22 protein-coding genes, 1 tRNA gene, 1 other RNA gene and 1 pseudogene are annotated in these 26228 nt (G+C 39.0%); 8 read left to right on the top strand and 17 right to left on the bottom strand.

Annotation, left to right across the window (positions count from 1 at the left end):
• Positions 1–11: 11 nt before the first annotated feature.
• Positions 12–2234, bottom strand: coding sequence for a sodium-translocating pyrophosphatase (locus IPO46_01415; protein ID QQS63300.1), 2223 nt, complete (start codon positions 2232–2234; stop codon positions 12–14).
• 504 nt (positions 2235–2738) lie between these two features.
• On the bottom strand, positions 2739–4568 hold the full coding sequence (locus IPO46_01410; GenBank protein ID QQS63299.1) for an AAA family ATPase: 1830 nt from the start codon (positions 4566–4568) through the stop codon (positions 2739–2741).
• Positions 4569–4621: 53 nt separating this feature from the next.
• Here IPO46_01410 and IPO46_01405 point away from each other — a divergent pair, with 53 nt between their 5' ends.
• Both IPO46_01405 and IPO46_01400 read left to right on the top strand, forming a co-directional pair.
• On the top strand, positions 4622–6232 hold the full coding sequence (locus IPO46_01405) for a L,D-transpeptidase family protein (GenBank protein QQS63298.1): 1611 nt from the start codon (positions 4622–4624) through the stop codon (positions 6230–6232).
• A 16-nt stretch (positions 6233–6248) separates the two neighbouring features.
• A complete protein-coding gene (locus IPO46_01400; protein ID QQS63297.1) occupies positions 6249–6926 on the top strand; it encodes an NAD-dependent deacylase in 678 nt (225 codons plus the stop codon).
• 152 nt (positions 6927–7078) lie between these two features.
• Here IPO46_01400 and IPO46_01395 read toward each other — a convergent pair whose 3' ends face one another.
• Entirely contained in the window at positions 7079–8350 is a 1272-nt protein-coding gene (locus IPO46_01395) for a saccharopine dehydrogenase NADP-binding domain-containing protein (protein ID QQS63296.1), read from the bottom strand.
• 201 nt (positions 8351–8551) lie between these two features.
• Here IPO46_01395 and gyrA point away from each other — a divergent pair, with 201 nt between their 5' ends.
• The gene (gyrA, locus tag IPO46_01390) at positions 8552–11134 is read left to right on the top strand and encodes a DNA gyrase subunit A (protein QQS63295.1); all 2583 of its coding nucleotides are present in this window, start codon (positions 8552–8554) and stop codon (positions 11132–11134) included.
• A 43-nt stretch (positions 11135–11177) separates the two neighbouring features.
• On the opposite strand, the gene IPO46_01385 is transcribed toward gyrA, so the two are convergent.
• The 12 genes and pseudogenes from IPO46_01385 to IPO46_01330 all read right to left on the bottom strand — a co-directional run bounded on the left by IPO46_01385 (position 11178) and on the right by IPO46_01330 (position 20314).
• Positions 11178–11360: a hypothetical protein gene (locus tag IPO46_01385; GenBank protein ID QQS63294.1), complete on the bottom strand. Its 183-nt coding sequence runs from the start codon at positions 11358–11360 to the stop codon at positions 11178–11180.
• Between the two features lie 23 nt (positions 11361–11383).
• Complete coding sequence (locus tag IPO46_01380; protein ID QQS63293.1) at positions 11384–12247, bottom strand: SPFH domain-containing protein; 864 nt, start codon at positions 12245–12247, stop codon at positions 11384–11386.
• A 121-nt stretch (positions 12248–12368) separates the two neighbouring features.
• Entirely contained in the window at positions 12369–13289 is a 921-nt protein-coding gene (locus IPO46_01375; protein QQS63292.1) for a hypothetical protein, read from the bottom strand.
• Positions 13290–13376: 87 nt separating this feature from the next.
• A complete protein-coding gene (locus tag IPO46_01370) occupies positions 13377–13952 on the bottom strand; it encodes an HAD-IIIA family hydrolase (protein QQS64284.1) in 576 nt (191 codons plus the stop codon).
• A pseudogene (locus tag IPO46_01365) lies at positions 13953–14636 on the bottom strand (nucleotidyltransferase family protein). It abuts the gene before it with no gap.
• The gene (gene gmhA / locus IPO46_01360) at positions 14633–15208 is read right to left on the bottom strand and encodes a D-sedoheptulose 7-phosphate isomerase (protein QQS63291.1); all 576 of its coding nucleotides are present in this window, start codon (positions 15206–15208) and stop codon (positions 14633–14635) included. Before gmhA ends, IPO46_01365 begins: the two are co-directional and overlap by 4 nt.
• A 15-nt stretch (positions 15209–15223) precedes the next feature.
• Positions 15224–16249, bottom strand: coding sequence for a dehydrogenase (locus IPO46_01355; protein QQS63290.1), 1026 nt, complete (start codon positions 16247–16249; stop codon positions 15224–15226).
• A 27-nt stretch (positions 16250–16276) separates the two neighbouring features.
• Positions 16277–17398, bottom strand: a complete 1122-nt coding sequence (locus tag IPO46_01350) for a glycosyltransferase (GenBank protein ID QQS63289.1) — start codon at positions 17396–17398, stop codon at positions 16277–16279.
• A gap of 36 nt (positions 17399–17434) precedes the next feature.
• Positions 17435–18376, bottom strand: coding sequence for a glycosyltransferase family 2 protein (locus IPO46_01345; GenBank protein ID QQS63288.1), 942 nt, complete (start codon positions 18374–18376; stop codon positions 17435–17437).
• Positions 18358–18873, bottom strand: a complete 516-nt coding sequence (locus IPO46_01340; GenBank protein QQS63287.1) for a DUF4199 domain-containing protein — start codon at positions 18871–18873, stop codon at positions 18358–18360. Before IPO46_01340 ends, IPO46_01345 begins: the two co-directional genes overlap by 19 nt.
• A complete protein-coding gene (locus IPO46_01335) occupies positions 18857–20128 on the bottom strand; it encodes a dihydroorotase (GenBank protein QQS64283.1) in 1272 nt (423 codons plus the stop codon). The genes IPO46_01340 and IPO46_01335 overlap by 17 nt, the downstream gene beginning before the upstream one ends.
• Before the next feature lie 112 nt (positions 20129–20240).
• A tRNA-Pro gene (locus IPO46_01330) sits at positions 20241–20314 on the bottom strand.
• 117 nt (positions 20315–20431) lie between these two features.
• Here IPO46_01330 and IPO46_01325 point away from each other — a divergent pair.
• Positions 20432–21010: an RNA methyltransferase gene (locus IPO46_01325; GenBank protein QQS63286.1), complete on the top strand. Its 579-nt coding sequence runs from the start codon at positions 20432–20434 to the stop codon at positions 21008–21010.
• A gap of 90 nt (positions 21011–21100) precedes the next feature.
• Here the strand turns inward: IPO46_01325 and IPO46_01320 are convergent, their stop codons facing one another.
• The gene (locus IPO46_01320) at positions 21101–24010 is read right to left on the bottom strand and encodes a T9SS type A sorting domain-containing protein (protein ID QQS63285.1); all 2910 of its coding nucleotides are present in this window, start codon (positions 24008–24010) and stop codon (positions 21101–21103) included.
• A gap of 128 nt (positions 24011–24138) precedes the next feature.
• On the opposite strand from IPO46_01320, the gene rnpB reads away from it, so the two are divergent.
• Positions 24139–24522, top strand: an RNA gene (rnpB, locus tag IPO46_01315) — RNase P RNA component class A.
• 55 nt (positions 24523–24577) lie between these two features.
• On the opposite strand, the gene IPO46_01310 is transcribed toward rnpB, so the two are convergent.
• On the bottom strand, positions 24578–25246 hold the full coding sequence (locus tag IPO46_01310) for a hypothetical protein (protein ID QQS63284.1): 669 nt from the start codon (positions 25244–25246) through the stop codon (positions 24578–24580).
• Positions 25247–25329: 83 nt separating this feature from the next.
• Between IPO46_01310 and infA the strand changes: the two genes are divergently transcribed.
• The 3 genes from infA (at position 25330) to rpsM (ending at position 26201) form a co-directional block, all read left to right on the top strand.
• Entirely contained in the window at positions 25330–25548 is a 219-nt protein-coding gene (gene infA / locus IPO46_01305; GenBank protein QQS63283.1) for a translation initiation factor IF-1, read from the top strand.
• A 60-nt stretch (positions 25549–25608) separates the two neighbouring features.
• Positions 25609–25725 (top strand): 50S ribosomal protein L36, encoded by a 117-nt coding sequence (rpmJ, locus tag IPO46_01300; protein QQS63282.1) that lies wholly within the window; start codon positions 25609–25611, stop codon positions 25723–25725.
• A 95-nt stretch (positions 25726–25820) separates the two neighbouring features.
• Positions 25821–26201, top strand: coding sequence for a 30S ribosomal protein S13 (rpsM, locus tag IPO46_01295; GenBank protein QQS63281.1), 381 nt, complete (start codon positions 25821–25823; stop codon positions 26199–26201).
• Positions 26202–26228: the final 27 nt, after the last annotated feature.

The following is a 26228-nucleotide window of genomic DNA, read 5'->3' as shown; positions in this document are numbered from 1 at the left end:
TGGTTTAATTATTATTGAACAGTAACGGTTGTAGTAGCCGTAGTATTGTTTACTGAATTTTTTATAGAAGTGGTATGGCTGTTGTTCACAGCTTTATCTTTTACATGAATTTTTGCAATTGTTGGGGCAATTACAAGGCTCACAATACTCATTAGTTTAATAAGGATATTCATAGATGGGCCGGAAGTATCTTTAAACGGATCGCCAACTGTATCGCCTGTTACTGAGGCTTTGTGCGGCTCCGATTTTTTATAAAAAGTTTCCCCGTTAATTTCTACGCCTTTTTCAAAAGATTTTTTAGCATTGTCCCATGCACCGCCTGCATTGTTTTGGAACATGCCCATCAGTACACCCGAAACGGTAGCGCCCGCAAGAAAACCACCCAGCACTTCTGGGCCAAAAACAAATCCCATCAAAAGCGGGGAAATTAAAGCTATTGCTCCTGGCAGCATCATTTTTTTAATAGATGCATCGGTAGAAATGGCAACGCATTTATCATATTCAGGTTTACCGGTACCTTCCATAATACCCGGAATGGTACGGAACTGCCTTCGCACTTCTTCTACCATACTCATGGCAGCTTCTCCTACGGCACGTATTGCAAGCGAAGAGAAAATAAACGGGATCATAGCACCAATAAATAACCCGGCCAGCACATCGGCATGGTAAATATCAATTCCGGAAATACCGGCAATGCCTACAAAAGCTGCAAATAAAGCAAGCGCTGTTAAAGCGGCAGAAGCTATAGCAAAACCTTTACCGGTTGCTGCAGTGGTGTTACCAACCGCATCAAGGATATCTGTTTTTTCACGAACTTCTTTTGGCAATTCACTCATTTCGGCAATACCACCGGCATTATCGGCAATAGGGCCAAAAGCATCAATTGCAAGTTGCATAGCCGTTGTAGCCATCATGCCTGCAGCAGCAATTGCCACACCATATAAGCCTGCACATTCATAAGAGCCATAAATACCTGCAGCCAGTACAATTATAGGCAGCAAAGTGCTTTCCATGCCAATGGCTAAACCACCAATAATATTTGTAGCATGGCCCGTGCCGCTTTGGCGCACAATACTGTTTACAGGGCGCTTGCCCATTGCAGTATAGTACTCGGTAATAATACTCATTAAAGTACCTACGCCTAGCCCAACCATAATGGCGCCAAAAACACCATTGCTTGTAAACTCATGGCCACGAAGGCTCATATTATCGGGAAGAATATAATTTACCAAAAAGAATGAAGCAATTGCCGTAAGAACAATTGAACCCCAGTTGCCCATATTTAAAGCGTTTTGCACTTTTGCGGTGCTTAATCCTGCACTATCGCTAATGCGCACAAAAAAGGTTCCTATAATGGAAAATAAAATCCCGGTTCCGGCAATTAGCATTGGTAATAAAATAGGGGAGAAACCACCAAAGCCATCGCTTAAAACCTGGCCTGCTGCGTCGGTTACTTCATGGCCCAAAACCATTGTAGCTAATACAGTTGCCACATAAGAGCCAAAAAGATCGGCACCCATACCGGCAACATCACCCACATTATCACCCACATTATCGGCAATAGTTGCCGGGTTACGAGGGTCATCTTCGGGTATGCCTGCTTCTACTTTACCCACAAGGTCGGCTCCAACATCGGCGGCCTTGGTATAAATACCGCCACCCACACGGGCAAATAAAGCTATAGATTCAGCGCCCAGTGAAAAACCGGTTAATACCTCTATTGCCTTTGTAACCATAAGGCTATTGGAAGCTTCACCCGGGGCAAAAAGGCAAATTAAAACTATGAATAAACCGCCAAGGCCAAGAACTGCCAAACCCGCAACACCAAGGCCCATTACAGAACCTCCGGTAAACGAAACGGCAAGGGCTTTGCTTAAACTTGTTCTTGCTGCTTGAGCAGTACGTACATTGGCTTTGGTTGCTACCCTCATACCAATATAACCAGCCAAAGCGCTAAAAAAGGCGCCTGCAACAAAGGCCAGGGCAATGCTCCAGTGGCTATTTTCGTTGCTAAAGCCCATTACGCCCAGCAAAAGCGCAGCAATAATTACAAAATAGGTGAGGATTTTATATTCAGCTTTTAAGAAGGCCATAGCGCCTTCGGCAATATAATTGCTGATTTCCTTCATGCGGTCGTTACCAGCATCTTGCTTTGCCACCCAGTTAAACTTGATAAAAGTGTACAATAGCCCAACAATTCCCAGTGCCGGAACTACATAAAACAGTTTGTCCATTTTTTAGATATAGTTAAAATTAAGGTCGGCAAAAATAGGGCAAATGGAGGAAAAACCATTGAAAATTGAAGAGTTAGCCCAATTATTTATGTACATTCAAATTTCTATGCTTAAAATCATTGTTTTTTAAAAAATACCCTGATGAGGTATTGTTTAAAGTAAGAGGGCAAAATAGCTTTGCAATTGAAATTATCCTCCTATCCATCCAAACTCAAATAAATGAAAATAAAATACTTTCAAAAAATTAGGAACTGGTTTTTGGATTACCTGGTGTTTTCGGTTTATTAATAGCTGAATATAGCTGTTTTTTTTCTGTAAAAATTATAATGGAAAGAAAGAAAAAAAATCTTTTATTGAATATAACCCAGCCTATGCCTTGCTGGATACTATGGCTGCAGAAAGGATTATTGTAAACAAATATGCAAGTGCTGCAACCGGCAAGAGAAAATTTAAAGGGTTTAGAGACATTAAAAATTGATGAACCAGTGAAACCTTTTTTATCATCTATAACTCAAACTCCCAAACTGTTCTATAGCTGCCGTTTTTTTCAACATATTCTAAAAAGGCCCGGTAAAATTTATCTTTACCAATAGTTGCACTATCGCCAATTACAAATAATTGCTCCTTTGCCCGGGTAATGGCCACATTCATTCGGCGGTAATCTTTTAAAAAACCAATTACGGCATCTTCATTACTGCGTACCAGCGATAAAATAATATTTTCTTTTTCCTGCCCCTGGAAGCTGTCAATGGTGCTTATGCGGAGTTTACTTGGAAATTTTTCTTTTGCCGCCGCCACCTGACCGGCATAAGGAGAAATAAATGCTGTCTGTACAATATCCAGGGTTTCTGTTTCCAGCAATTTTAAAGCCAGTTCCAGTTCACCTTTATTTTGTAAACTTGAGCCGTCTGCGCCACTTTCTTCATCACTGCCGGAGCCGGCCATGTCAATAAAACAAAGGTGTATGCCGGTATTAAAAAGCTGTTCGGCAGTTAACAATAAATTATTGTAAAAAAACTGGCTGCTAAAACCTGCAATTGCTTTTCGCATCCTGTACTGGATATTCAAAAGGTTAATATTGCTGCATTTTTCAATTGCTGTTTCTAAAATAGATTTATTAAAACCAAGTTTAGCCGCTTCATTGCTTAAAACCGTTGGTGGCAGTTGCCAGTGATCTCCAGCTAAAACCAGTTTATCAGCCAATGGAAAAATTACCCAGGCAAGCGGCTCAATGCATTGCCCGGCTTCATCCATCACCAAGCTTTGAAAATGCAATTTATGCAAACCAGAATCGTACAACCCAATGGGCGTGCCGGCAATTACTGAAGCTTCTTCAAAAAGTTTTTCCTCCTGGTATTTTTGTAAATCTTTTACCTGCCTGCGTATATCCTTAACTTCTTTAAATAATAAACTACGTTGTTCCCTTTCTGCTTTGCCAAAACTCCGTTTATATTTTAGCGCCATTTTTCTAAACTCCTCCGCCCTTATTTTTAATTTTTTTACTTCTTTCTGGTGCTTGCTGCTGCTCAGTTTGCCTTCGGGTGTATGGGCAAATAAAGCTTCATCTGCTTTGCCACTATTGCCTACTCTTAATAAAGAAATATTTTGTTTCAGCAAACCTTTGGCAATATTATCCACCGCTGTGTTGCTTGGTGCAGCAACCAGTACTTTTTCGCCTTTTTTTATCAACTGCACAATTGCTTCTATTAAAGTGGTGGTTTTGCCCGTACCCGGAGGGCCATGTATTATTGTGATAGATTCATTTTGAACCACTGCTGCCACTGCTTTTTGCTGGCTGGCATTTAAATGTACATTTCTAAAAGTAAGTTGGGTTATATCCTTTGTTTCTGTATTTTCCGCAACTTTATCAACAGTATGCAACTGCTCAAATAATGCAAAAAGCGTTTTGTTGTTTTCTAGTTCCCGGAGAGATTTTTTCATGATCTCTGTTGTTCTGCTATCGGGAACCAGTTTTATTCCTACACCATTATCTTCAATCCATTCCGGAAAATCGGGTGCAAACAGCCTGAATTCGCCAGCTTTACCATCAAAGCCCATCAGCATACCTTTTACATTTTCTTCCCCGTTTTTAAAACATTCAATAGCAACTCCATCTTTAAAAAAATTAAGTTCCGATGGAAAATTAATTTTAAACCTTAGCTCAGGGTAATCTAAATATCCAAAACTTTTCCCGGTTATAATGATAGGGTGCAACGCTGCACCTTCTGCCTTTAATTGTTTTAAGGAATGTTTATCGGTAAGGCCGAAACGTTGTTTTTCTTCGGCTTCTTCAAGCCTGATACAACGGAGCAAAAGTTCTATCTGTGGATGCATCTGCCGGGTTTACTTAATATTCTTTATAAATTTTTGGGCTTATTTTTGCAAATATGAAATTAAAATTTCAAACCCTGGTTTGCCTTTTTGTTTTTGCCGGCATTTTTTCTCATTGTACGCAAAAAGAAAAACGTAAATTACCTGCTATTGCAGGAGATGTTGATCCCAATATCCCACAACAGATAGAACCTGCTTCGATATTGAAGTTCGACAGCTCAAGGGCTAATCAGTTTTTTTCAGCATTTCCCCTGTTGGAAAATATCAAAGCTGATTGGTATGATTTTTACCGCAATCGTAATTACTCTTTTGCATGGTCGGATACATCCGGGTTTACCCAAGCCGCACAAAACCTCCACAACCGCATCAATAACCTCACCGATGACGGCCTGGATGACAGCCTCTACTACCGGACAGAGTTTAACCATATTTACGATGACGCTTCTTCATTGCCCGGAAAAGACAGAAAAGACAGTATTTATATTTTGAATGAGATGATGCTCACGGCACAATATTTTATGTACACCCGCCAAATTTATGGCGCTTTATCGGCAAAACAGTTGAAAGAACTAGGCTGGAACATTACCCCAAAAAAAATATCTTACCCGGAATATTTAAATAGCATACTTTCCGGGGCCGATTCAGGTATTTTTTCAAAAGAGCCTATTTATCCGCAATATGGGTATTTAAAAGATTATTTAAAGAAGTATAAAGCTATAGATTCATCTGGCGGCTGGCCTAAGGTTGATACAGCTATTAAAAAATTATCGCCGGGTGATTCATCAGTGAAAATTGTTGCAATTAAAAAAAGGCTGGCTATGTCTGGCGATTTTAAAAGCGCTGATACTTCTTATATTTATGATAGTACACTGGCCAATGCAGTAAAAGAATTTAGGTTACGGGTTGGCTTGAAACCTGCAAATTATATTGATAGGTATGTAGTGCATGAAATGAATGTGCCCGTTTCTAAAAGAATTGAACAGATAATTGTGAATATGGAACGCTGCCGCTGGATACCCATTTCGCTGGGTGAAAACTATATTGTGGTTAATATTCCCGATTACAAATTATTTGTTTACGAAGATGGGAAATTAAACTTTAGTATTGACGTGGTGGTGGGGCAGGATGCTACCAAAACTGTAATTTTTAACGATACGCTTCGAACTATCGCCTTTAGTCCATATTGGAATGTGCCTTACAGTATTTATAAAAACGAGATGGAAGGAAGGCTTTCGGAAACATACCTTAAAAGAAACAACATGGAAATTGTTGGCAACGGCAGGGTGCGCCAGTTGCCTGGCCCTAATAATTCATTGGGGTTGGTAAAATTTTTATTTCCCAACAGCTATAATATTTATTTTCATGATACACCGGCAAAAGATAAATTTAATTATACCAACAGGGCTTTTAGCCATGGATGTATCAGGCTAAAGGAGCCCAAAAAACTGGCCATGTATTTATTAAGGAATGAACTAAGTTACACGGAAAAAGTGATTGACAGCCTGATGCATTTAACCAAAGAAGTGCAGGTAAAGCTTAAGCAACCCGAGCCGGTGTACATTGGCTACCTTACTGCTTTTGTAAATTCCGAAACTGGTGAGCTTAATTTTAGAAAAGATATTTATAACCGTGATGAAGAAATATTAAAAAGGCTCATCAAAAAATAAGCTGCATAAAAGTCCTATGAAACACATTACTGTACTTTCCGGGGCTGGCATAAGTGCCGAAAGCGGCCTGAAAACTTTTAGAGACAGCAATGGGCTTTGGATGGGCCATAACTTTGAAGATGTGGCAACGCCACAGGCTTTTAAAAAAAATCCCCAACAGGTATTGGAATTTTACAACATGCGCCGGAGAGATGTTGCTGCTGCAAAGCCCAACTATGCACACACCGGCCTGGTAAAGCTTGAGGAAAAATACCAGGTAACCATCATCACCCAAAATATAGATGATCTTCATGAAAGGGCAGGTTCAACTACTGTAATGCACCTGCATGGCGAAATTTTTAAAATGCATAGTGTAGCCAATCCTTCATTGCATTTTGAAATAAAAAATGAAATTAAAGTTGGCGACCTTGCTGAAGATGGCTCCCAACTCAGGCCGCATATTGTATGGTTTGGCGAAGCCGTACCAATGATGGAAAAAGCTATTGAAATTGTAAACGATTGTGATATACTGGTGATTATTGGCACATCGTTGCAGGTGTATCCTGCCGCATCGTTATTACAATATGCTGCACCTTATCTGCCAAAATATATTATTGATAAAAAATTACCATCAGTAAGTGGTTATCATAATTTACATGCTATTGAAAAGCCGGCTACAGAAGGAGTGGAGGAGTTACTTACGATATTGCTTTAAGTAATGTTAACTATAGAGTTGCCAAACATAATAGATTGGTTGCTATTCTCTAAAATGTAAAGCATCAGAATCGTGTGACATTTGTACTCATCACTACCTCCTTTTTTGGTTCAGTACAAACGTACTTTTTATACCTAATACATAAATATTCTTTACATAGTACTTTCAATAAATTTTATACCTTCGATTTCAAGCTGTTGTAATACGGGATTGTAAATTTCTTTTAGCGTAGGAATGTGCAGGCCAGTAAGTTTTAATTTTCCGGTGAGGATAAGTTTAGCTGCAATACCAAGTGGCAGCCCTACGGTTTTTGCCATTGCTGTTTGCAAATTATTTTCTCCTTTTACCAGCAGGCAGCTTTGCAGGTATTTAGTTTTTCCGTTTTCCAAATATTCAAATTCATGCAGCATTACGATCATATCTTTATCCTGCGGTTGCATGGCCAATTTTTTTTCAAGTAAATATTGCAGGGTATCTGCCGAAGATTGTATGTGGCCGGGAATTATATCATTTTCAAATAATCCTAAAAAAGATAATTGGTCTTTATTCTCTTTGGTAATAAAAGGCAATATAGATTTGCTCCATTCTGCAAAAGTTATGTTATGGGCAACTTTATCTTTTTCACTGGTAAGCCCTGCTTGCACAATTGCATCCCACCCATCAAAATACCCTGCATAGCGAAGCGTGGTACGCATAAAAGTTGCCGCTTCCTGCAAATGGTATATTGGGATATAACTTAAAGAATCCCTGTTGGCATAATAAGCCAATGCCCCAATCCCATTGATGTTTACCCTATTATTTTTATCAAATAAATCTTTATAAGCAATAGAAATATTATGACCGTTTTGCTTAAATATTGCGCCTGAATTGCCAGCCAAAACCACATTACGTGGGTTCCAGCTAATTTTGTAATGCCAGGGGTTGTTATCGCTTTCGGGTGCCACCAATCCACCGCAATGGCTTTTGAAAGAAGTAATTTTTCCGCCATTTTCTTTAATTTCATCAATTATTTGCATGGCGCTCATATGGTCAATTCCGGGGTCTAAACCCATTTCACACAAAAACAAAATATTGCTGCTTTCAATTTGATGCTGCAGCGTTTTTATTTTATCATCTAAATAAGAAGCGGTTAAGAGGTGCTTTTTATAGTGCACACAATCTTTGGCAACCAGGTAATGCATGCCTGGCGGCATCATGGAAATAACTACAGCAGCGCTTTCAATTAGCTTGCTCCTTTGTTCGTCATTTACAATATCCAGTTGCATTGCTTCGGCAAATGGGCTGTTACGGATTTTTGCTTTTGCCACTTGTAAATCTGCATCGGCAACAATAATTTTCCATTGCCGTTGTTCGGCTTCTCTTATTAAATAATCAATTAAAACCGTTGAAGATTTTCCTGCACCAAAAATTAAAATAGTATCCATAACGCAAAAATAAAGGCTGGCAATTTACTGGCCTCAAAATTTATGATATTACAGTTTTTGCATCTTTCAAATTGCCATAAAAAACAGCTAAAATACTTCTCCACAAAGGCCGGAATAATTGTGAAGAAATAAGGCCAAAAGCCTTGCTTTAAAAGTCCTGAAATGCATGTTTTTCGGTATCTTTGCCTACTTAAAAAATTTATGGAAAATACAGATTTGAATAAAGAAGAAATGCCCGACAACAGGGGCAAAATCATCCCGGTAAATATTGAAGAACAAATGAAGACCTCGTACATAGACTATTCTATGAGCGTAATAGTGGGCCGTGCTCTGCCGGATGTAAGAGATGGTTTAAAACCAGTGCACCGCCGGGTGCTTTTCGGCATGAACGAGTTAAGCAATGCCAGCAATAAGCCTTATAAAAAATCTGCACGTATAGTAGGTGAGGTTATGGGTAAATACCATCCTCATGGCGATAAAGCAATTTACGATACCATGGTGCGTATGGCGCAGGAATGGGCCATGCGGTATAGAATGATTGACGGCCAGGGAAATTTTGGCAGCCAGGATGGCGATATGCCTGCGGCAATGAGGTACACCGAGGTGCGTATGCAAAAGTTTGCCGAAGCAATGATGGAAGACTTAGATAAAGAAACAGTAGATTTTCAATTGAATTTTGATGATTCTTTACGGGAACCTACGGTAATGCCAACAAGGGTACCGCAATTGCTGGTAAATGGCAGTAGCGGAATTGCTGTAGGTATGGCAACAAATATGATGCCGCACAACCTTTCGGAAGTGGTAGACGGCTGCATTGCCTATATAGGCAACCGAACTATTGATGCTGAAGGATTAATGAAATATGTAAAAGCGCCTGATTTCCCTACCGGTGGCATTATTTATGGTATGGATGGCGTAAAAGCTGCTTTTCTTACCGGCCGTGGCCGGGTAGTAGTACGTGGCAAAACCAGTATTGAAGCAGATTCCAAAGGAAGGGAGAAAATAATTATAACAGAAGTTCCCTACCAGGTAAACCGGGATTCCCTTACCCAACGCATTGGTGAACTCATTACTGAAAAAATATTGGATGGTGCATCTGATGTTAATAACGAAAGTAACAACAAAGAAGGTACACGTATTGTAATTGAACTGCGCCGGGATGCTGTGGCACAGGTAGTGGTAAACCAACTTTACAAACACTCCGATCTTCAAACTTCTTTTGGCATAAACAATGTGGCGCTGGTAAAAGGAAGGCCCAAAATTTTAAACCTTAGGGACCTAATTTCAGAGTTTGTTGACTTCCGCCATGAAGTGGTTGTGCGCCGCACCAAATATGATTTACGCAAAGCCGAAGAAAGGGCGCATATCCTTGAAGGCTACATTATTGCCCTGGATAACCTGGATGCCGTAATAAAATTAATAAGGGAAAGCGCTACACCCGATATTGCAAAAGATGGGTTGGTAACCAATTTCGGTATGAGCGAAATACAGGCAAAAGCGGTACTGGAACTGCGTTTGCAACGGCTTACCGGAATGGAGATTGACAAAATACGAGAAGAACATGCAGCTATATTAAAAGAAATTGAAAGGCTTAAAGAAATTTTAGCAAATGAAAGTTTGCGTTTTGATATTATTAAAACCGAACTTTTGGAAGTAAAAGAAAAATTCGGCGATGTACGCAAATCCGAAATTGAATTTGCTGATGACGAAATAAATATGCTCGACCTTATAGAAGAGGAAGATGTGGTGGTTACCATTTCGCACTTAGGATATATTAAACGTACAGCAGCTACAGAATACAGGCAGCAACGCCGTGGTGGCCGTGGCGCAAAAGGCAGCAGTACAAGGCAGGAAGATTATATAGAGCATTTATTTGTAGCAAGCACTCACCACAGTTTGTTGTTTTTTACAGAAAAAGGCCGTTGCTACTGGCTAAAAGTGTACCAAATTCCCGAAGGTGATAAAACCAGCAAAGGAAGGGCGGTACAAAACCTGGTACAAATACCAGCAGATGATAAAATTCGTGCTATTATTGATGTTAAAAACCTGGAAGACAAAGACTATATTACAAACAATTTTATAGTGTTATGTACCAAGAAAGGGATTATTAAAAAAACAGACTTAGAAGATTTTAGCAGACCAAGGCTAGTGGGCATTAATGCAATAAATATTTTAGATGGCGACCAGCTTATTGCTGCTAAACTTACCGATGGTAATTGCGAAATAATGATGGCGGTAAAAAGCGGAAGGGCCATTCGTTTCCACGAAAGCAAAGTTCGCAGCACGGGCCGTGGCGGTATAGGTGTTGCCGGTATTGAAGTAAATAATTCAAAGGACGAAGTGGTAGGCATGATATGTATCAATAAAGAGAATAAAGACCGCACCATTTTAGTGGTAAGTGAAAAAGGTTATGGAAAACGCACTTTGCTTGATGACCCTGAAACAGGGGAAGCAAATTACCGGATTACCAACCGGGGAGGCAAAGGCGTAAAAACTTTAAATATTACCGATAAAACCGGAAACCTTGTAGGCTTGCTTGATGTAAGCGAAAAAGAAGACTTGATGATTACCTGTGTAAGTGGCATTACCATCAGGATGCCCGTAACGCAAATAAGCGAACAGGGTAGGGCAACACAAGGAGTAAAACTTATTAAGGTAGATGAAGGAGACGAAATAGCAGCTATTACCAATTTGGATGAACAGGAAGAAGCAGATGATGCGCCAGGTGCATCAGAAAATGGCTTTGACGAAGATTCAACAGCTTCAACGAATACAGAAGAATAAAGGCTTTTTATATTTAAAGCCGCCCGGTTTAAGGGCGGCTTTTTTATGTTTTCTTCTTAACTATTTTGGCGGTTCCCTTTTTATTTCTTCCCGATACAAATACCGCTTTGTTCAAAAGATATTCTACCTGCCCGTTTACGCTACGGAATTCATCCGAAGCCCATTTTTCAAGTATCTTATACATCTCCGGATCGAGCCTTAGTATAAAGTTTTTCTTATTGGCCAAAATACATCAGTTAGATGAATGGTTTATTGATACAAGGTACCGGTGTTTAAAATAGGTGTAGCAGCTTTTTCGCCACAAAGCACCACCATAAGGTTACTTACCATGGCTGCTTTTCGTTCATCATCCAGATCCACAATATTTTCCTGGGATAATTTTTTTAAAGCAAGGTCAACCATGCCCACAGCGCCTTCAACAATTTTAAACCTGGCTGCTACTATTGCAGTTGCCTGCTGGCGTTGCAGCATTGCGCCTGCTATTTCCTGGGCATAAGCCAAATGGCTTATTCTGGCTTCTTGTATAATGATACCGGCAGGAGAAAGCCTTTCTGTAAGTTCCTTCTCCAGTATTTGGTTTACTTTATCTCCTCCATCTCTTAAAGTAATTTCTGCTTTTTCATCCTCAAGGTTGTCGTATGCAAAGCTTACGGCCAAATGCCTTACGGCTGCTTCGCTTTGCTTACTTACATAATCCTTATAGTCATCTACTTCGTAAACGGCTTTGTAAGTATCGCCCACTTTCCATACAATTACGGCACCTATTTCAATTGGGTTACCCATTTTATCGTTCACTTTTAGAGATTGGCCCTGCAGGTTTTGCGCCCTTAAACTCACTTTAATGGTTGCGTAAAACGGGTTTACAAAAAACAATCCATTGTTTTTTACTGTACCTACATATTTGCCAAAAAAATTAAGTACCCTGGAATGATTGGGGTTTATAATCATGAGGCCTTTAATAATGAACAATGCAGTAAAAAATACAATAAAACCACTGGCAACCATAAGCGGTTCACTTTTGCCATTTAAAAACAAAAGGATGCTCAATACAATTAAAACTAATGAAACCAGCAGTGCAAGGAACCCTGAAATGGGTTTCAAAATTTTTTCCATGATGTGTAGTTTGATATTATTATGATATCAAAATTATATTATTCATCCCTTATGAGCAAATAAATTTATTTCCGGCAGATGTAACGGGCAATTTGTCTCAATAAAAAAATGAAATTTGAAATTAAGGTTTAGTTTCCCCTGGAAATTTTTCGAGGTCTTTGTTTATAGGTTGTGGTACGGGGAGTTGGGTAGGAGCAGTTACCTGGTGAAAAATTTTATTAATATACACCCATTTGCCATTCATCCATTTAAAACCTTCATAATCGCCATCGGGAATCAAGGTCCATTTTTTTGCAGGGTCGCCGGCATTGGAAACGAGGTGCTCCATTACAATCATATCCATTTCGGGATCGTAGGTAAGCCTTGGGCTGGCATCTTTACTAAACTCCATAATGTAGCGGGCAATACGGCTGTTATATCCTTTTGTATTATCTATTATAAAATTTCTTCCGCCAAACCTTGGTTTACCTTCGGTAAATGTGAGGATATCTATTACTTTTTTTGTACTGCGAATATTATTTTCATCAAACCCAATAAGCGTATAAAATTCTATATCAAAACTTTTTTTAAGAATTATTTTATAGTACACAGCGCCTATCCATCCTTTATTATCTGCAATAGTATCTGCAGGCGAACTGCACACTTCACTTTTATCAATAAGCGGAAATAATTTTAAAGAACCATCAGCAGTACGCATTTGAATGGCACCATGCTGGCGTATGACGTTATCGTTGATTACCATTTGCCAGGTAAAAATTCTAAAGCTGCTATCGGGTGCATATAATTTTGAAATGGTTTGCAGTGAATCAAAGGGATAGTAAAAAGAATTATTTACGGCAAGCGCCCTTACAAATATTTTTGTAAAGAGGCTGTCTGCTTTAAACCTGTCTGCTGCATTTATGCCCCGTACAATTTTATATGCCGGCCCTATTAAACTATCTTCTTTTTGTGCAATTTTGGCAAAAGGCTCTTTAACTGTTTGCCCCAAAGCTGCATGGCAAAAGCTGGATATTAGAAAGATAAATAAAAGCGTTCTTTTCAATGCCTGTGATTTGGGTCAAAAATACATAAACTAAATGCAGAAATAGCTCTTCAAAGTATCGGTCAAAATCTTTTTAACTAAAACTTATCAACTCAAAAATTTTGCATACGCAATCAAATCAGGAAAAAATTGATCAATCAATTGCCTGTTGTTATCTTTTTCCTCTGGCCTTGTAGTTGTGAGAAAAACGGTGTAGGCGCCAATATTCCTTCCAAATTGCATGTCGCTGGCAGTATTGCCCACCATTACCGATTTTTTAAAATCTATTAGATCAAATTCTTTCTTTGCCTGTAAGGCCATACCTGTATTGGGTTTTCGGTTTGGGCTGCTATCCTCAATATCTGTACAATAATATACTTTATCAATATTTCCGCCGGCGCCCATAATTTTTTCAACCATATTCCTGTGTATATGCTTCAGGTCTTCTTCGTTGGTAATTCCCCTGCCAACACCTCTTTGGTTGGTAACTATAAAAATATGGTCAAATTTTGCAGCAAATATTTTAATTGCCTCCAAAACGCCATCATAAAACTTAAATTCGTTCCAATGGTTGATGTACCCATCTTTTTGTTCGTGGTTTATTACACCATCCCTGTCTAAAAAAAGGGTATATCCTGAACTTTTACTGAGTTTTGGGAAATACTTTTTGTAAAAAACAGGCATTTGAATTTGGGCTTTATCATAATCCTCCGGGATGCCTATATCAATAAAAAAATCAGCAAACTGTTTGCCGTAAATTTTATGGGTTACTGTATTTTTCTCCAGGTACATTTTTTCAAAGGAAAATATAGCAGGGAAATCAAATTTCAAAAATGGCTTAACTTTTAATGCGTAAATCCCTGCATTTATGATACCGTTTTGAAGGAATTTTTTTTCATTAAATGCTGTTACGATGTGTTCTTCTGATATTTCAACCGAGCCATACCTGTCGAATTGCTGCATTGTTTTTAATGCAATACTGCATGCAGCATTTTGTGTATGATGAAAAGCTGAGAATGTTTTTAAATTAATATCAAAAAAAGTATCGCCATTAAATATAAGCACATCATCACCGGCAACTTTTTCGCAGGCAAGTCTTATGGCGCCGCCGGTACCTAAGGGTTCTTTTTCTACAACAATTTGCGTATTTAAGTTTGGAAATTCATTGGCAAGGTATTGTAAAATAATTTCGCTTTTATAACCCAAGGAAAATATAAATTTTTCAATTCCCTGGTTTTGCAATGCGTTTATCAAATAAGCCAGAAAAGGCTTGCCACTAACCGGCGCCATACATTTTGGCACATCGGCAACTACACTTCGCAGGCGGGTGCCCAGCCCGCCTGCTAAAATTATGGCTTCGGTAATCATTTAAAATATTGTTCCTCCACTAACTGGCAAATGATGTGACCTATCAGGATATGGCTCTCTTGTATCCTGGGTGTATCGCCTGAAGGTACATTTATAAGGTAATCGGAAACGGCCTTCATTTTACCGCCTGTTTCGCCGGTTAAACCTATGGTAAGCATTTCCTTTTGTTTAGCTACCTCAAATGCATTAAGGATATTTTTACTATTGCCTGAAGTAGATAAGCCCACTAAAACATCACCTTTATTTCCCGTGCCTTTTATAATGCGGCTGTAAACTAAATCATATCCATAGTCGTTGGCCACGGCGGTTAAATAGGAAGTGTTGCAATGCAAAGCTTCTGCAGGCAATGCATCCCTGTCGGTATAAAACCTTCCGCTAAATTCTGCGGCAAGGTGCTGTGCATCAGCAGCGCTGCCGCCATTGCCACAAAACAAAACTTTATTACCGCTTTTAAAAGCGGTAACAATAGCGCCTACGCAGATATCAATAGTGGCAAGCATTGCATCGTTTTGTGCTATTTTGTTTTTTACATCAGCGGATGCTTGAATAATCTCTTTTATTTTTTTATTCATACTACTTGTTTTCTTTTACTTCACCGTCCATGTGGCCAAACCCTGATTGGTGAATGCATATTTCTTAACTTCTCCTCCAAAACTATGCAAAGTTTTTATTACAGCGTATTTGGTATTTCCCGGGCAATAAAAAATCATAAACCCGCCACCGCCGGCGCCACTTATTTTTCCACCTGTTGCACCTGCTTTCTTTGCGGCATCATAAACTTCTTCAATGCTGGTGTTACTGATGTTATGTGCCATCAGCCTTTTTTGCTGAAAGCCATAATCCAGTATCTCGCCTATGTCGTTTAATTTTCCCTTTAGCAATGCTTCTTTCATCATTTTGGCCTGTTCTTTAAGCTGGTGCATTGCTTCAATACTTTTTTCATTTTTCTTATTTACATTGCTCACCTGTTCTTTAATAATTTCCGCACTTTCCCGGGATGTGCTGGTGAAATATAGAACAAGGTTATTTTCTAACTCATTCATATATTCGTCTCTTATACGAAGCGGGTTTACAATTACCTTATCCTCTTTATAAAACTCCATAAAATTTACACCGCCAAATGTAGCCGCATACTGGTCCTGCCTTCCACCGGCAAGTTGCAGGTTGTTTCTTTCAATATCATACGCATAATGTGCCGCATCGTATTGGCTAAAAGGCAGCCGGAGCATTTCTATAAATGCGCCTAAAATAGCCACCACAAGGGTAGAAGAAGTACCCAGGCCCGAACCTGCAGGAGCATCAACAAAAGTAGATAAACGGATGCCGCACTTTTTTATTCCATAATCTTTTTGTATGCGGTTATAAACCCCTTTCAATAAATTCAATTCACCGTCAATAGGCAATATAGTATCCCAACTGAACTCCTGCTTTTCTTTACGGTCTAAAGTTTCAACTATTATTTTGTTAGCGTCTAAAGTTTCAATGGAAGCATATGCGGCATGAGAAATAGTGGTATTTAATATTGCTCCACCATATAAATCACAATACGGGCTTACATCGGTTCCCCCACCTGCTAAACCAATCCGCAAAGGCGCCTTACTTCTAAAAATCATATTTAACTTTTTTATTCCTGCAATTTGCTAAAATTTGGCCAGTTTAAAAATAGTATTCGTTAATATTGTCCAGCTGTATTTTTTCTTTTCGGCCTGGATATTTGCTATAAAATCGGTTTCAGTACTTTGGTAAAAGCAAATAATTTGTTCTGCAATGGAATGGGTGTTGGGCCCTGCAATAAATCCCACTTTGCCATTGGGTACCATTGCAGGCAGACCGCCTACATTGGTTACAATCATGGGCACATCAAAATGGTAAGCCAAAGGGGTAACGCCACTTTGGGTAGCATTGCGGTAAGGTTGCACCACAAGGTTTGCAGCGCAAAAGTAATTTTTCACCTCGCTGTCGGAAATAAAATCGGTATGTAAAATTAGTTTACCGGTAATTGCCGCATCGTTCATTAAACGGGAATATATTTGTTTATCATCGTAAAACTCACCGGCAATCAGCAATTTTGCTTCCGGTATTTTTTCAATAATTAGTGGCATAGCTTCCAGCAGTAAATCCAGTCCTTTATATTTTCTTATAAAGCCAAAAAACAGCAACACAAAATCTGTTTCAGGGATATTTAGCGCTGCCCTTGCGGCTGCCCTTGAAACTTTCTCCCCAAAATTATCATAGAGCGGGTGTGCCACCAGCTCCACAGGTTTTTGTGATAACCGTTTTACATCGGCAAGTACTTTTTCGCTCATGGTTATAAAGGCGTCAGCAGAGGGAAGAAAATATTTGGTAAACAGGTTATCGCCAATGCGTTTTTCATGCGGAATAATATTGTCGGCAACGCAAATTACTTTTGTAAGTTTATTTGATTTTGCAATGCGTAAAATAGAGCCAAGGCATGGCCCCATAAATGGTAACCAATACCTTACTACAATAATATCGGGCTTTTCTTTTTTGAGACGTAATCCGGTTTTTACCCAATTAAGTGGATTTACAGAATTAATAGCCACATTAATATGGATATCTTTTGGCTTAGGTTCGCTGGAATATTGTGTAGTTCCGGGAAAAAGAAAGGAAGGATATTGCAGTGAAAAAGTATAGATAGAAACCTGGTGGCCCTGGTGCTGAAATTCCCTGGCAAGCCTTTCGTTAAAAGATGCTAAACCGCCACGGAGCGGATGTGCCGGGCCTATGATGGTTACTTTCATTTTGTTTTTAAAAAAGTAGTGCAGGCAGGAAAATAGTTACAAGCCCAGTTTTTTCTCAATTAAATAACTATTCCTGTCCGGTGCGTTTCTCGAAATTAATTCGCCTATAAAGCCGGCAAGAAAAAGCTGTGAGCCAATAATCATTACCATAATTGCAAAGAAAAATAAAGGGCGTTGCGTAAGCCCGGTTTCATTAAAGAAATATTTTGAAATGGTAAGCCATAAAAAAATGACGAAGCCCAGCAAAAAAGAAAGCGTACCCCAAAGCCCAAAAAAATGCATTGGCCGTTTTCCAAATTTTCCAACAAACATAATGGAAGCAAGGTCTAAAAAACCATTGATAAACCTTTCCCATCCAAACTTGGTTGTGCCGTATTTACGTGGCCTGTGTTCTACCACTTTTTCCCCAATTTTTCTAAAACCTGACCATTTTGTTAAAATAGGAATATAGCGGTGCATTTCCCCGTACACTTCAATGCTTTTAACTACTTTATTGCGGTAGGATTTTAGCCCGCAGTTAAAATCGTGCAACTTAATGCCCGACTTTTTACGGGCCACTGCATTAAATAATTTTGAAGGGATATTTTTGGTAAAGGTATTATCGTAACGCTTTTTTTTCCATCCGCTCACCATATCATATCCTTCTTCCACAATCATGCGCCTCATTTCTGGTATTTCATCCGGGCTATCCTGCAAATCGGCATCCATGGTTAATACCACATCGCCGGCTGCTGCTTTAAACCCTTCATTGAGCGCTGCACTTTTACCATAGTTGCGCTGAAATTTTATTCCTTTAATATTGGAGTTTTTTACTTTTAAGTTTTCAATTACTTCCCAGGAAGCATCGCTACTGCCATCGTCTATCATTATAATTTCATAGCTCAAATTATGGACATCTACCACACGCTTTATCCATTCCGCAAGTTCGGGCAGCGATTCTTCTTCGTTGTATAAAGGTATTATGATTGTGATGTCCATTGCGTATTCTTTTTCTGCGAAAAAAATGCCGAAGCTATTACCGATACCAAAGCGCCAATAATCAAATATCCAAAAATTGCCATTGAAACCAGCATAGTAACAAAATAATCTTTTGCTTTTATTGCCATGGTTTCTATTTCAGGTGCTGTATAGTTTTTGGATTTTATAAGATCTGCTTTATAATTTATGGCCATTTCTTCTTTAAGCGAAGGGTTTAGTTTTAAGAAAATAAAAGTAAACAATACCATCATTAATGTAACTACAATAAAACATTTAAAGCCTTCGGAAAAATAATTTTTAAAAGATTTATTTTCGGATTCTTTCTTTCTAAAGGAATACAAAGCCCATATTATACCCACAACATACAAAAAGTAAGCAATGTACTGCAGGCCATTTTCAAAATTGCCTTTTAGGTAATAAATAACCAAAGAAGCGGCAATCATCAAAATGCCGGTAATAATGCCTTTTTGTGCCGATGAACTATTGTATAAAATCATTTTGCCAATATATTTTATTATTATTGATTATGCCCAAAACCTCTCCATTGAGTTTTTGGCCTGCAAAGGCAGTATTGGCCGATTTAGAAACAAGCATTTCTTTTTCAAAAATATATTCTTTGGCCGGATTAAAGAGTGTAAAGCAGGCATTGGCCCCAGGTTCGGGCAAAGGTATAGGCAAGCCAAAAATTTTTCTCGGGGCAATGGTTAATTGCCGTATTAAAATTTCGAGGTTTGTATGAAAAGATTGAATAGCTCCAAATACACTTTGCAGACCAATCATGCCGCATTGGGCATTTTCAAATTCACAATCTTTATAATCGCTGTGCAAAGGAAAATGATGTGAAGCGATACAATCCACAATGCCACCGCTAAGGGCATTGCGTATGGCTTCTTTATCTGCGCTTGTACGCAAAGGCGGATCCAGCTTCAGGTTTGTATCATAATTACTTAAATCTTCATCACAAAAATAACCATGGTAAGGCGTTACAGAAAAACTGATGTGGAGCCCCATTTTTTTTGCATCGGTAATTTGCGCTATACCTTTTTGTGTGGAAACACCGGTTAAGTGGAGCTTTGACCCTGTGTATTGTAATAACTGTATGCATTGATGTATCATAAGTTCTTCGGCAACTGCTGGTATACCGGGCAACCCCAGCCTGGTGCTTACAAGCCCTTCGTTCATTAATCCATGGTTGCCTATGCTGTTATTGCAAGGCATTTGAATAATGGTTTTATCAATTGCAGTAACATACTGTAATGCTTTTAAAATAATGCCTGGGTTTTGCAGTGGATGTATGCCATCACTAAAAGCTATGCAACCACTGTTGTGCATATCATACATTTCGGCAAGGTTGCTGCCCTTAGCATTTTGCGTTACGGCGCCAATGGGATAAATGGAAACGGAATGTCCTTCCGCTTTTTTTAGAATATATTCCACCTGGGCTTTTGCCGAAATAACAGGAGACGTATTGGGAACCAGCATTACGTGGGTAAAACCGCCTGCAGCTGCAGATGCTGCACCTGTATCTATAGATTCATTTTGTTCTAATCCCGGGTCGGAGAAATTGGCAAATACATCCATCCAGCCAATGGATACATGTAAATTTTCTGCTTGCAGCACTTTAGTATTTTCTACGGTTATTGTATCTTCTATTTTACGAATAATTCCATCTTCAATAAAAATATCTGCTATCCGGCCATGGTTGCCTGAGTGTGGAGCTACTATACGGGCCTGCTTTATTAAAACATTCATTGGTGAAATGGGTTGTGCAAATATCTGTAAATGCTGCCGAAGCACAAATAAATTTTAGGGTAAAGAGAAAATCAAATCATAAAAAATCCCTGCAAAAAGCAGGGAAATTTAGTCGGGACGACTGGATTCGAACCAGCGACCACACGCCCCCCAGACGTGTGCGCTACCGGGCTGCGCTACGTCCCGAATTAAGGGATGGCAAAGGTAAAGGAATTTAGCTGATGAAACAATGCCGAAACCATTGCATCTTAATGAAATTTACCGGGAACTTCCCGGTATTGACAAATTGTTTATTTTCGACTCATGACAGCAGAAAGAAAAGAAAGGCTTACAAATGTTTTACAAAAACGGCAGCCTGGCCTTTCAGTAGTTTTGGAAAATGTAGAAGATCCGCATAATATTTCTGCGGTAATGCGTACCCTCGATTCTGTGGGGATACAGGACCTGTATGTATTAAACAGTAAAATCCCCAGGCATAAAAAGTGGGGTGCTAAAAGTTCATCAAGTGCTGCAAAATGGCTTACGATACATCAATTTGAAAATACAACGGAATGTTTTGAAGAACTCAGGAAAAAATACGATAAAATTTATACCACCCAACTTGCACAAGGATCTGTAAGTTTATATGAATTGGATTTTACACAAAATGTTGCCCTTGTTTTTGGAAACGAACATAGCGGTGTAAGCGATGAATTAATTAGAAAGGCCGATGGTAATTTTATAATTCCCCAGGTAGGAATCATAAAGTCGCTAAATATTTCTGTTGCCTGTGCTGTATCGGTTTATGAAGCCTTTAGACAAAAATTAGTTGCCGGGCATTATAACCAGCAGCAACTGCCAGAAAGTGAATACCAGTGTTTACTGAAAAGCTGGGGTTTTTAGGAAGATTTGTAACTCCTCTTTTTTCCCTTTCAATTTATCAAAAAAAAACTGCCCGGTAAAGGGCAGCTTTTATTAAAATTCATGTTGTAATTATTGTACAATTACTTTTTGTGTAAATATCTTTCCAGCATTGGCAATTTGAACTATATAAATGCCTTTAGCCAGTTTATTTGTAGCAATACGCAGCACATAGTTTGACGATTGTGTTTGTATTAATTTTTTACCGCTCATGTCGGATATAGTTACCGTATAAACCTCATTGGTATTATTTCCCGAAACATTAATGTTGATAAACTCTGTTGCAGGATTTGGCGTTACCAGCACAAGGTATTGGGAACTAAATAAAACCGACCTTACAATTGACAGTGTTGACCTGTTGTCCTGGTCAATCAATTTAATACGGTAATAGTTCATTCCTTTAAGTGGTTTTTCATCTATAGCATTATAAGTAATAGCTACTGTACTATGGCCTGATGCAGGTATCGCTTTTATTGCAGACCAGTTAATGCCGTCAATAGAACGTTCTATTACAAATTCTCTGCTGTTTACTTCCTGTTGGGTTGTCCATGTAATTTTAATGGTAGCGTTTTGTTTTGCTACGGTAAAGTTGCCCAATGTAACCGGTAATATTGCATAGCATGTTCCGCCATTTAGAGGCGCATCGGCAGCATCAATGGCAAGTGGCGTTACACCATTTGCAGGGTCCGATGTGGGAACCGGGCCTGTAGGCCATGTTCCATCTGCATCGCTGTTACAACCCACAACAGAACCATTGAGTGGGTTTATTTGCTGAATAAGTTTTATGCCATCTTCATTCATATTGGGCATTATGGTATTCCATGCACCAGCATTGTAATTGTAGTTGACAATAACATTGGAACCTATCCATCCTGTAGCACTGCCTGCTATTTCAGCAACGGTCATACTTAAAGGCCTTGTTGCAACAAGGTTACCATCAACACTTCTCCAAAGGGCCACTAAATTTCCTGCAACTGCAGAAGAGTTGCCCTGTATAAATGATCCGGATACCGCATCGGCTGTTGTTGAAAATTCCAAGGCTGTTATACTTTGATTTAATGCAAAGCGATATCTTGGCGAAGTGCTTCCGCCTGCATCATCAACCAATACTATTGTGGGATATAAATTATTTCCTTTAGTAAACCTGGAGTTGGTAGTATGAATAAATCCAAATGTGCCCTGAAAATTACCGCTTGCATCTGAGGTTAAGAACGAATAGTTTGAACCCGTAAAAGACCCTGATGCAACATAAGTATAGGTAACGGGGGTAGTGGTGGTAGTATTGTAATCAATCAATAAGGAACCACCAGCGCCGGTTGCGGTTGTTGCAAAATCAGTTGTATTAGCTGCCTGTGTATAATACTTATAAACCGTATTGGGAGCAAGCCCGCTGATTTTTGCAAAATACATAGTAGGTATCCTGTTTTGTGTACCACCGGTAAAAGAGCCCATAAATTGAGGAACGGCAATACCAGTAAAAAATCCCTGGGTAAGTAAATTGGTAATACCTGTAGTTGAAGCACTGGTAGGGTTGCCGGTTGCAGAAGTGGTGAGATAGTTATCTGTGCCTGCTATAGAAGAATTATATTCATAAACTGTAACAGTGTAATTGGTACCGGGGAACAAATTAGTAACCGTTAATGGCCCTGTACCAGATCCGTTATAAACTACATAATTTCCCGAACCTGTAGTACCACCCGAACCCATAATTGTACTTGCTGCGTAATTAGTGCCATCAGATGGTAATCCAACTGATGCAGAAGTTTGTCTCACTACAGCTATCCTGAAACTTCCGTTTCCGGGAGTCCAGTTAAGATCAAAAGTATTATCAGTAATATTTGTAATAGTTACATTAGTTGCCTGAACTGTAGGTTGCGCTTCTAATACATTTCCGCTTACGCCCACATTTGCTGTGGCAGAACCACCGCTGCAGGTAACATTACCGCTTACCGTTCCTAAGCTTGCAGGAAATGGAATGCGAACATGAACTGTTGTGGAACTTAATGCGCCACCAGTGTATGGTATAAGTAAGGAACCACCACTATAAGGGCCACCAGCGTTTAATGATATTTCAAAATTTGCAGGAGCTGTTACGGTAATATTACCAGAACCGCCTGATAAATTTGTACCCGATAAATCAAATGACTGGCTTGCAGATGGTGAACCAAAAATAGTAGAAAATCCGGTTAGTGAAGTAGGATCTGCTATTAAAGATGGGCTGCTGGCATTGGGTGTTACATCGGCCCATGTAGTACCTACTCTTAATTCATCCATTTGCAATGCGCCTGCAGCAGCAGAGGAACTACCCTGGCGCAATAAAAGCCTTTGAATGCCACTAGATGGATCATTGGCCGTACCGGATAATGAATTATTACTTGTTGCATCAGCCGTTGGCTCAGGACTGCCTACTGTAGGGTTTATCCAAATTTTAGCAATATCATTTTGGGTGCCTGCAACTATTTCAAAAGCCACTACAACCAAATAAGTAGAGCCTTGTGCCAAGGCAGTTGAAGCCCATTGTGTATTTGCAGTATTGCTTCCTGGGTTTATGCCAAGCAGGTAACCACCTGCGCCATCGGACTTCATCCATGTACGGGCAAAATAGTTGGTGGTAGAACCGTTTTCAATATAACTGGTAAAATAATCTCCTGTAGTACTTAAAGGCGCTACAGTAGCCACGTTCAATAAAAAGGAATAATAGATTGTTCCGGCTGTTTGATTGGTAAAACTGGTATAATAATCTGTACCGGAGCCACCAAAGTTTATTCTATTACCTGTAGAAGCAGGAAGCCCGGTATAGCTTAAATTACCGGCTTCTATTAAAATAGAATCACCACTATTAACTTTTTGCCATACTCCATTACTTTGAACCGATAAGCCAAGGGCCACATCGGGAGTATAAGTAAATGGTTCGTGGAGCAATTGTGCATTTAAGCTGACACTCAATAATAGAACAGCCAATAAAGTAAAAATCTTCTTCATGCGTATAAATTTTATTGGTAATAAAGGGACGGCAAATTTAAGCTTTATTGCTTATAGTAAGATAAAAAATTTATTCAAATATATATTGCCCAAATGGTGATTATCAATAAATTCAAATAATTTTGTATCCTGTTAGCTGGTCATCGCTTTTTGAAATATAAAAGAGGAAAGTCCGGACAGTAAAGGGCAGCACAGCGGCTAATTACCGCTTTCCTTTTTTTAATTAGGGGAAAAGATAGTGCCACAGAAAATAACTACCGCCCTTTATGGGCTGGAAAAGGTGAAAATGTGGGGTAAAAGCCCACAGTAATTTTTGGTAACAAATTTTACGGGTAAACCTTGTGTACTGAAATGCCAAATAAACCCCGAATTTCCGCTGGCCCGGCGGAGTTGCATTTATGGATGTCGGGAAGGGTAGGCAGAAAGATTGATGCAGTAATGCATCAGCTAGATAAATGATGGCCGTTCTGCATTGCAGAATTACAAAATCCGGCTTATGGCTAACAGGTTTTATTAAAAAAAGGGAAAATTTATTTTCCCTTTTTTTAATAAAAAAAAAATCATAGCTTAAAAATTGGCGCTCATTAATTTGTTTTGGGTATCTATATTTTCTACAACACCCATATAATTGATACCAATTACATAATGGTTTTCTATTAACCCGTATTTGGGGGCATAATAACTATCAATATCAGATGCAACGGCGCTTGCAGGTATACCTGCTACAGATACAGCAGTTTCTACTTTTATTACATTGCTGTAAGAAATACCATTCACTACTTTGGTTATTCCGGTTTCGGCAATAGAATTTGTTAAGGTTACCACTAATGGTAAAGGCAGGCCGCTTACCGGCACACTAATTTGCTTGTTCCAGTTTGTACCTACCGCTGCATTAATTTTGAGGTAAAGCATTTCTTCATTTGTACCTCCCAAAATATCCGGCAGGGTTGCAAACTGAAAATATTCATTACCTGTAATATTGTAATATTCGTTGGGTCCCATGCTGTTGGTAAATACATGATAAGATTTTCCGTTTACCGCAGAATCCCTGTCGGTAGAGGTAAGTGTATAATTATTACTTGTGCTTGTTGCATTATCGGTTGTCATATAATTTCTTGCCTGCCCGGCAGTAAATGACATATAAGTAACCGGTGGATTCGAATCAGGGGTACCATCTTTTTGGCATGAAATTGCAGTTGTAGCCAGGGAAATACCAGCAAAAATAATTTTTTTCATATTTTTCTTTATGTTTTGTCCTCAATATCAGCTTTTTTTCTGAATAATTGAATAAATACTCTTATCTTTGCGCCTCAAAATTTATGGCTAAGCAAGCACTTATTAAACAAGATGGGGTAATATTAGAGGCATTAAGTAATGCTATGTTTAAGGTAAAGTTGGAGAATGGCCATGAAATTTTAGCCACTATTTCGGGAAAAATGAGGATGCATTACATCAGGATTTTACCGGGAGATAAAGTAGGCGTGGAAATGAGCCCTTATGACCTAACCAGGGGTAGGATTATTTTCCGGTATAAATAAATTTAAAACGGCCTGGGCCGATAAGAAACAGAAAATAAAAACGATTAAAAATTTATAAAAATGAAGGTAAGAGCTTCAATAAAAAAACGCAGCGCAGAATGTAAAATCGTTCGCAGGAAAGGCCGCTTATATGTTATTAACAAAAAAAATCCACGTTTTAAACAAAAGCAAGGATAATTAATTCTTAAAACTCAAAAATTAAATTAAAATCGGATCAGCAATAGTTTCCGGTTTAAGATTTAGGATTTTAATATTAAAAATCAAAAAAGAATATGGCTCGTATAGCTGGTATAGATTTACCCAAAAACAAAAGAGGCGAAATTGGTCTTACTTATATTTATGGTATTGGCCGCTCTACTGCAAGGTACATCCTTGAAAAAGCAAATATTGATGTAAATAAAAAAGTAAATCAATGGAATGATGACGAACAGGCAGCTATTCGTAACATCATAAGTGGCGAAATTAAAACTGAAGGAGCCCTGCGTAGCGAAACCCAAATGAATATTAAGCGTTTGCTGGATATTGCCTGCTACCGCGGCCTTCGTCACCGTAAAGGTTTACCGGTTCGTGGCCAGCGTACACGTACCAACAGCCGCACCCGTAAAGGAAAGCGCAAAACTGTTGCCGGTAAAAAGAAAGTAGCTAAAAAATAATAATTAATTTAAATGTTGGGTAAGCTT

This window comes from Chitinophagaceae bacterium (assembly GCA_016699815.1).
Classification (GTDB): Bacteria; Bacteroidota; Bacteroidia; order Chitinophagales; family Chitinophagaceae; genus Ferruginibacter.
The sequence above is the reverse complement of the archived record's forward strand: the minus strand, read 5'-3'. Positions and strand labels throughout refer to the sequence as shown.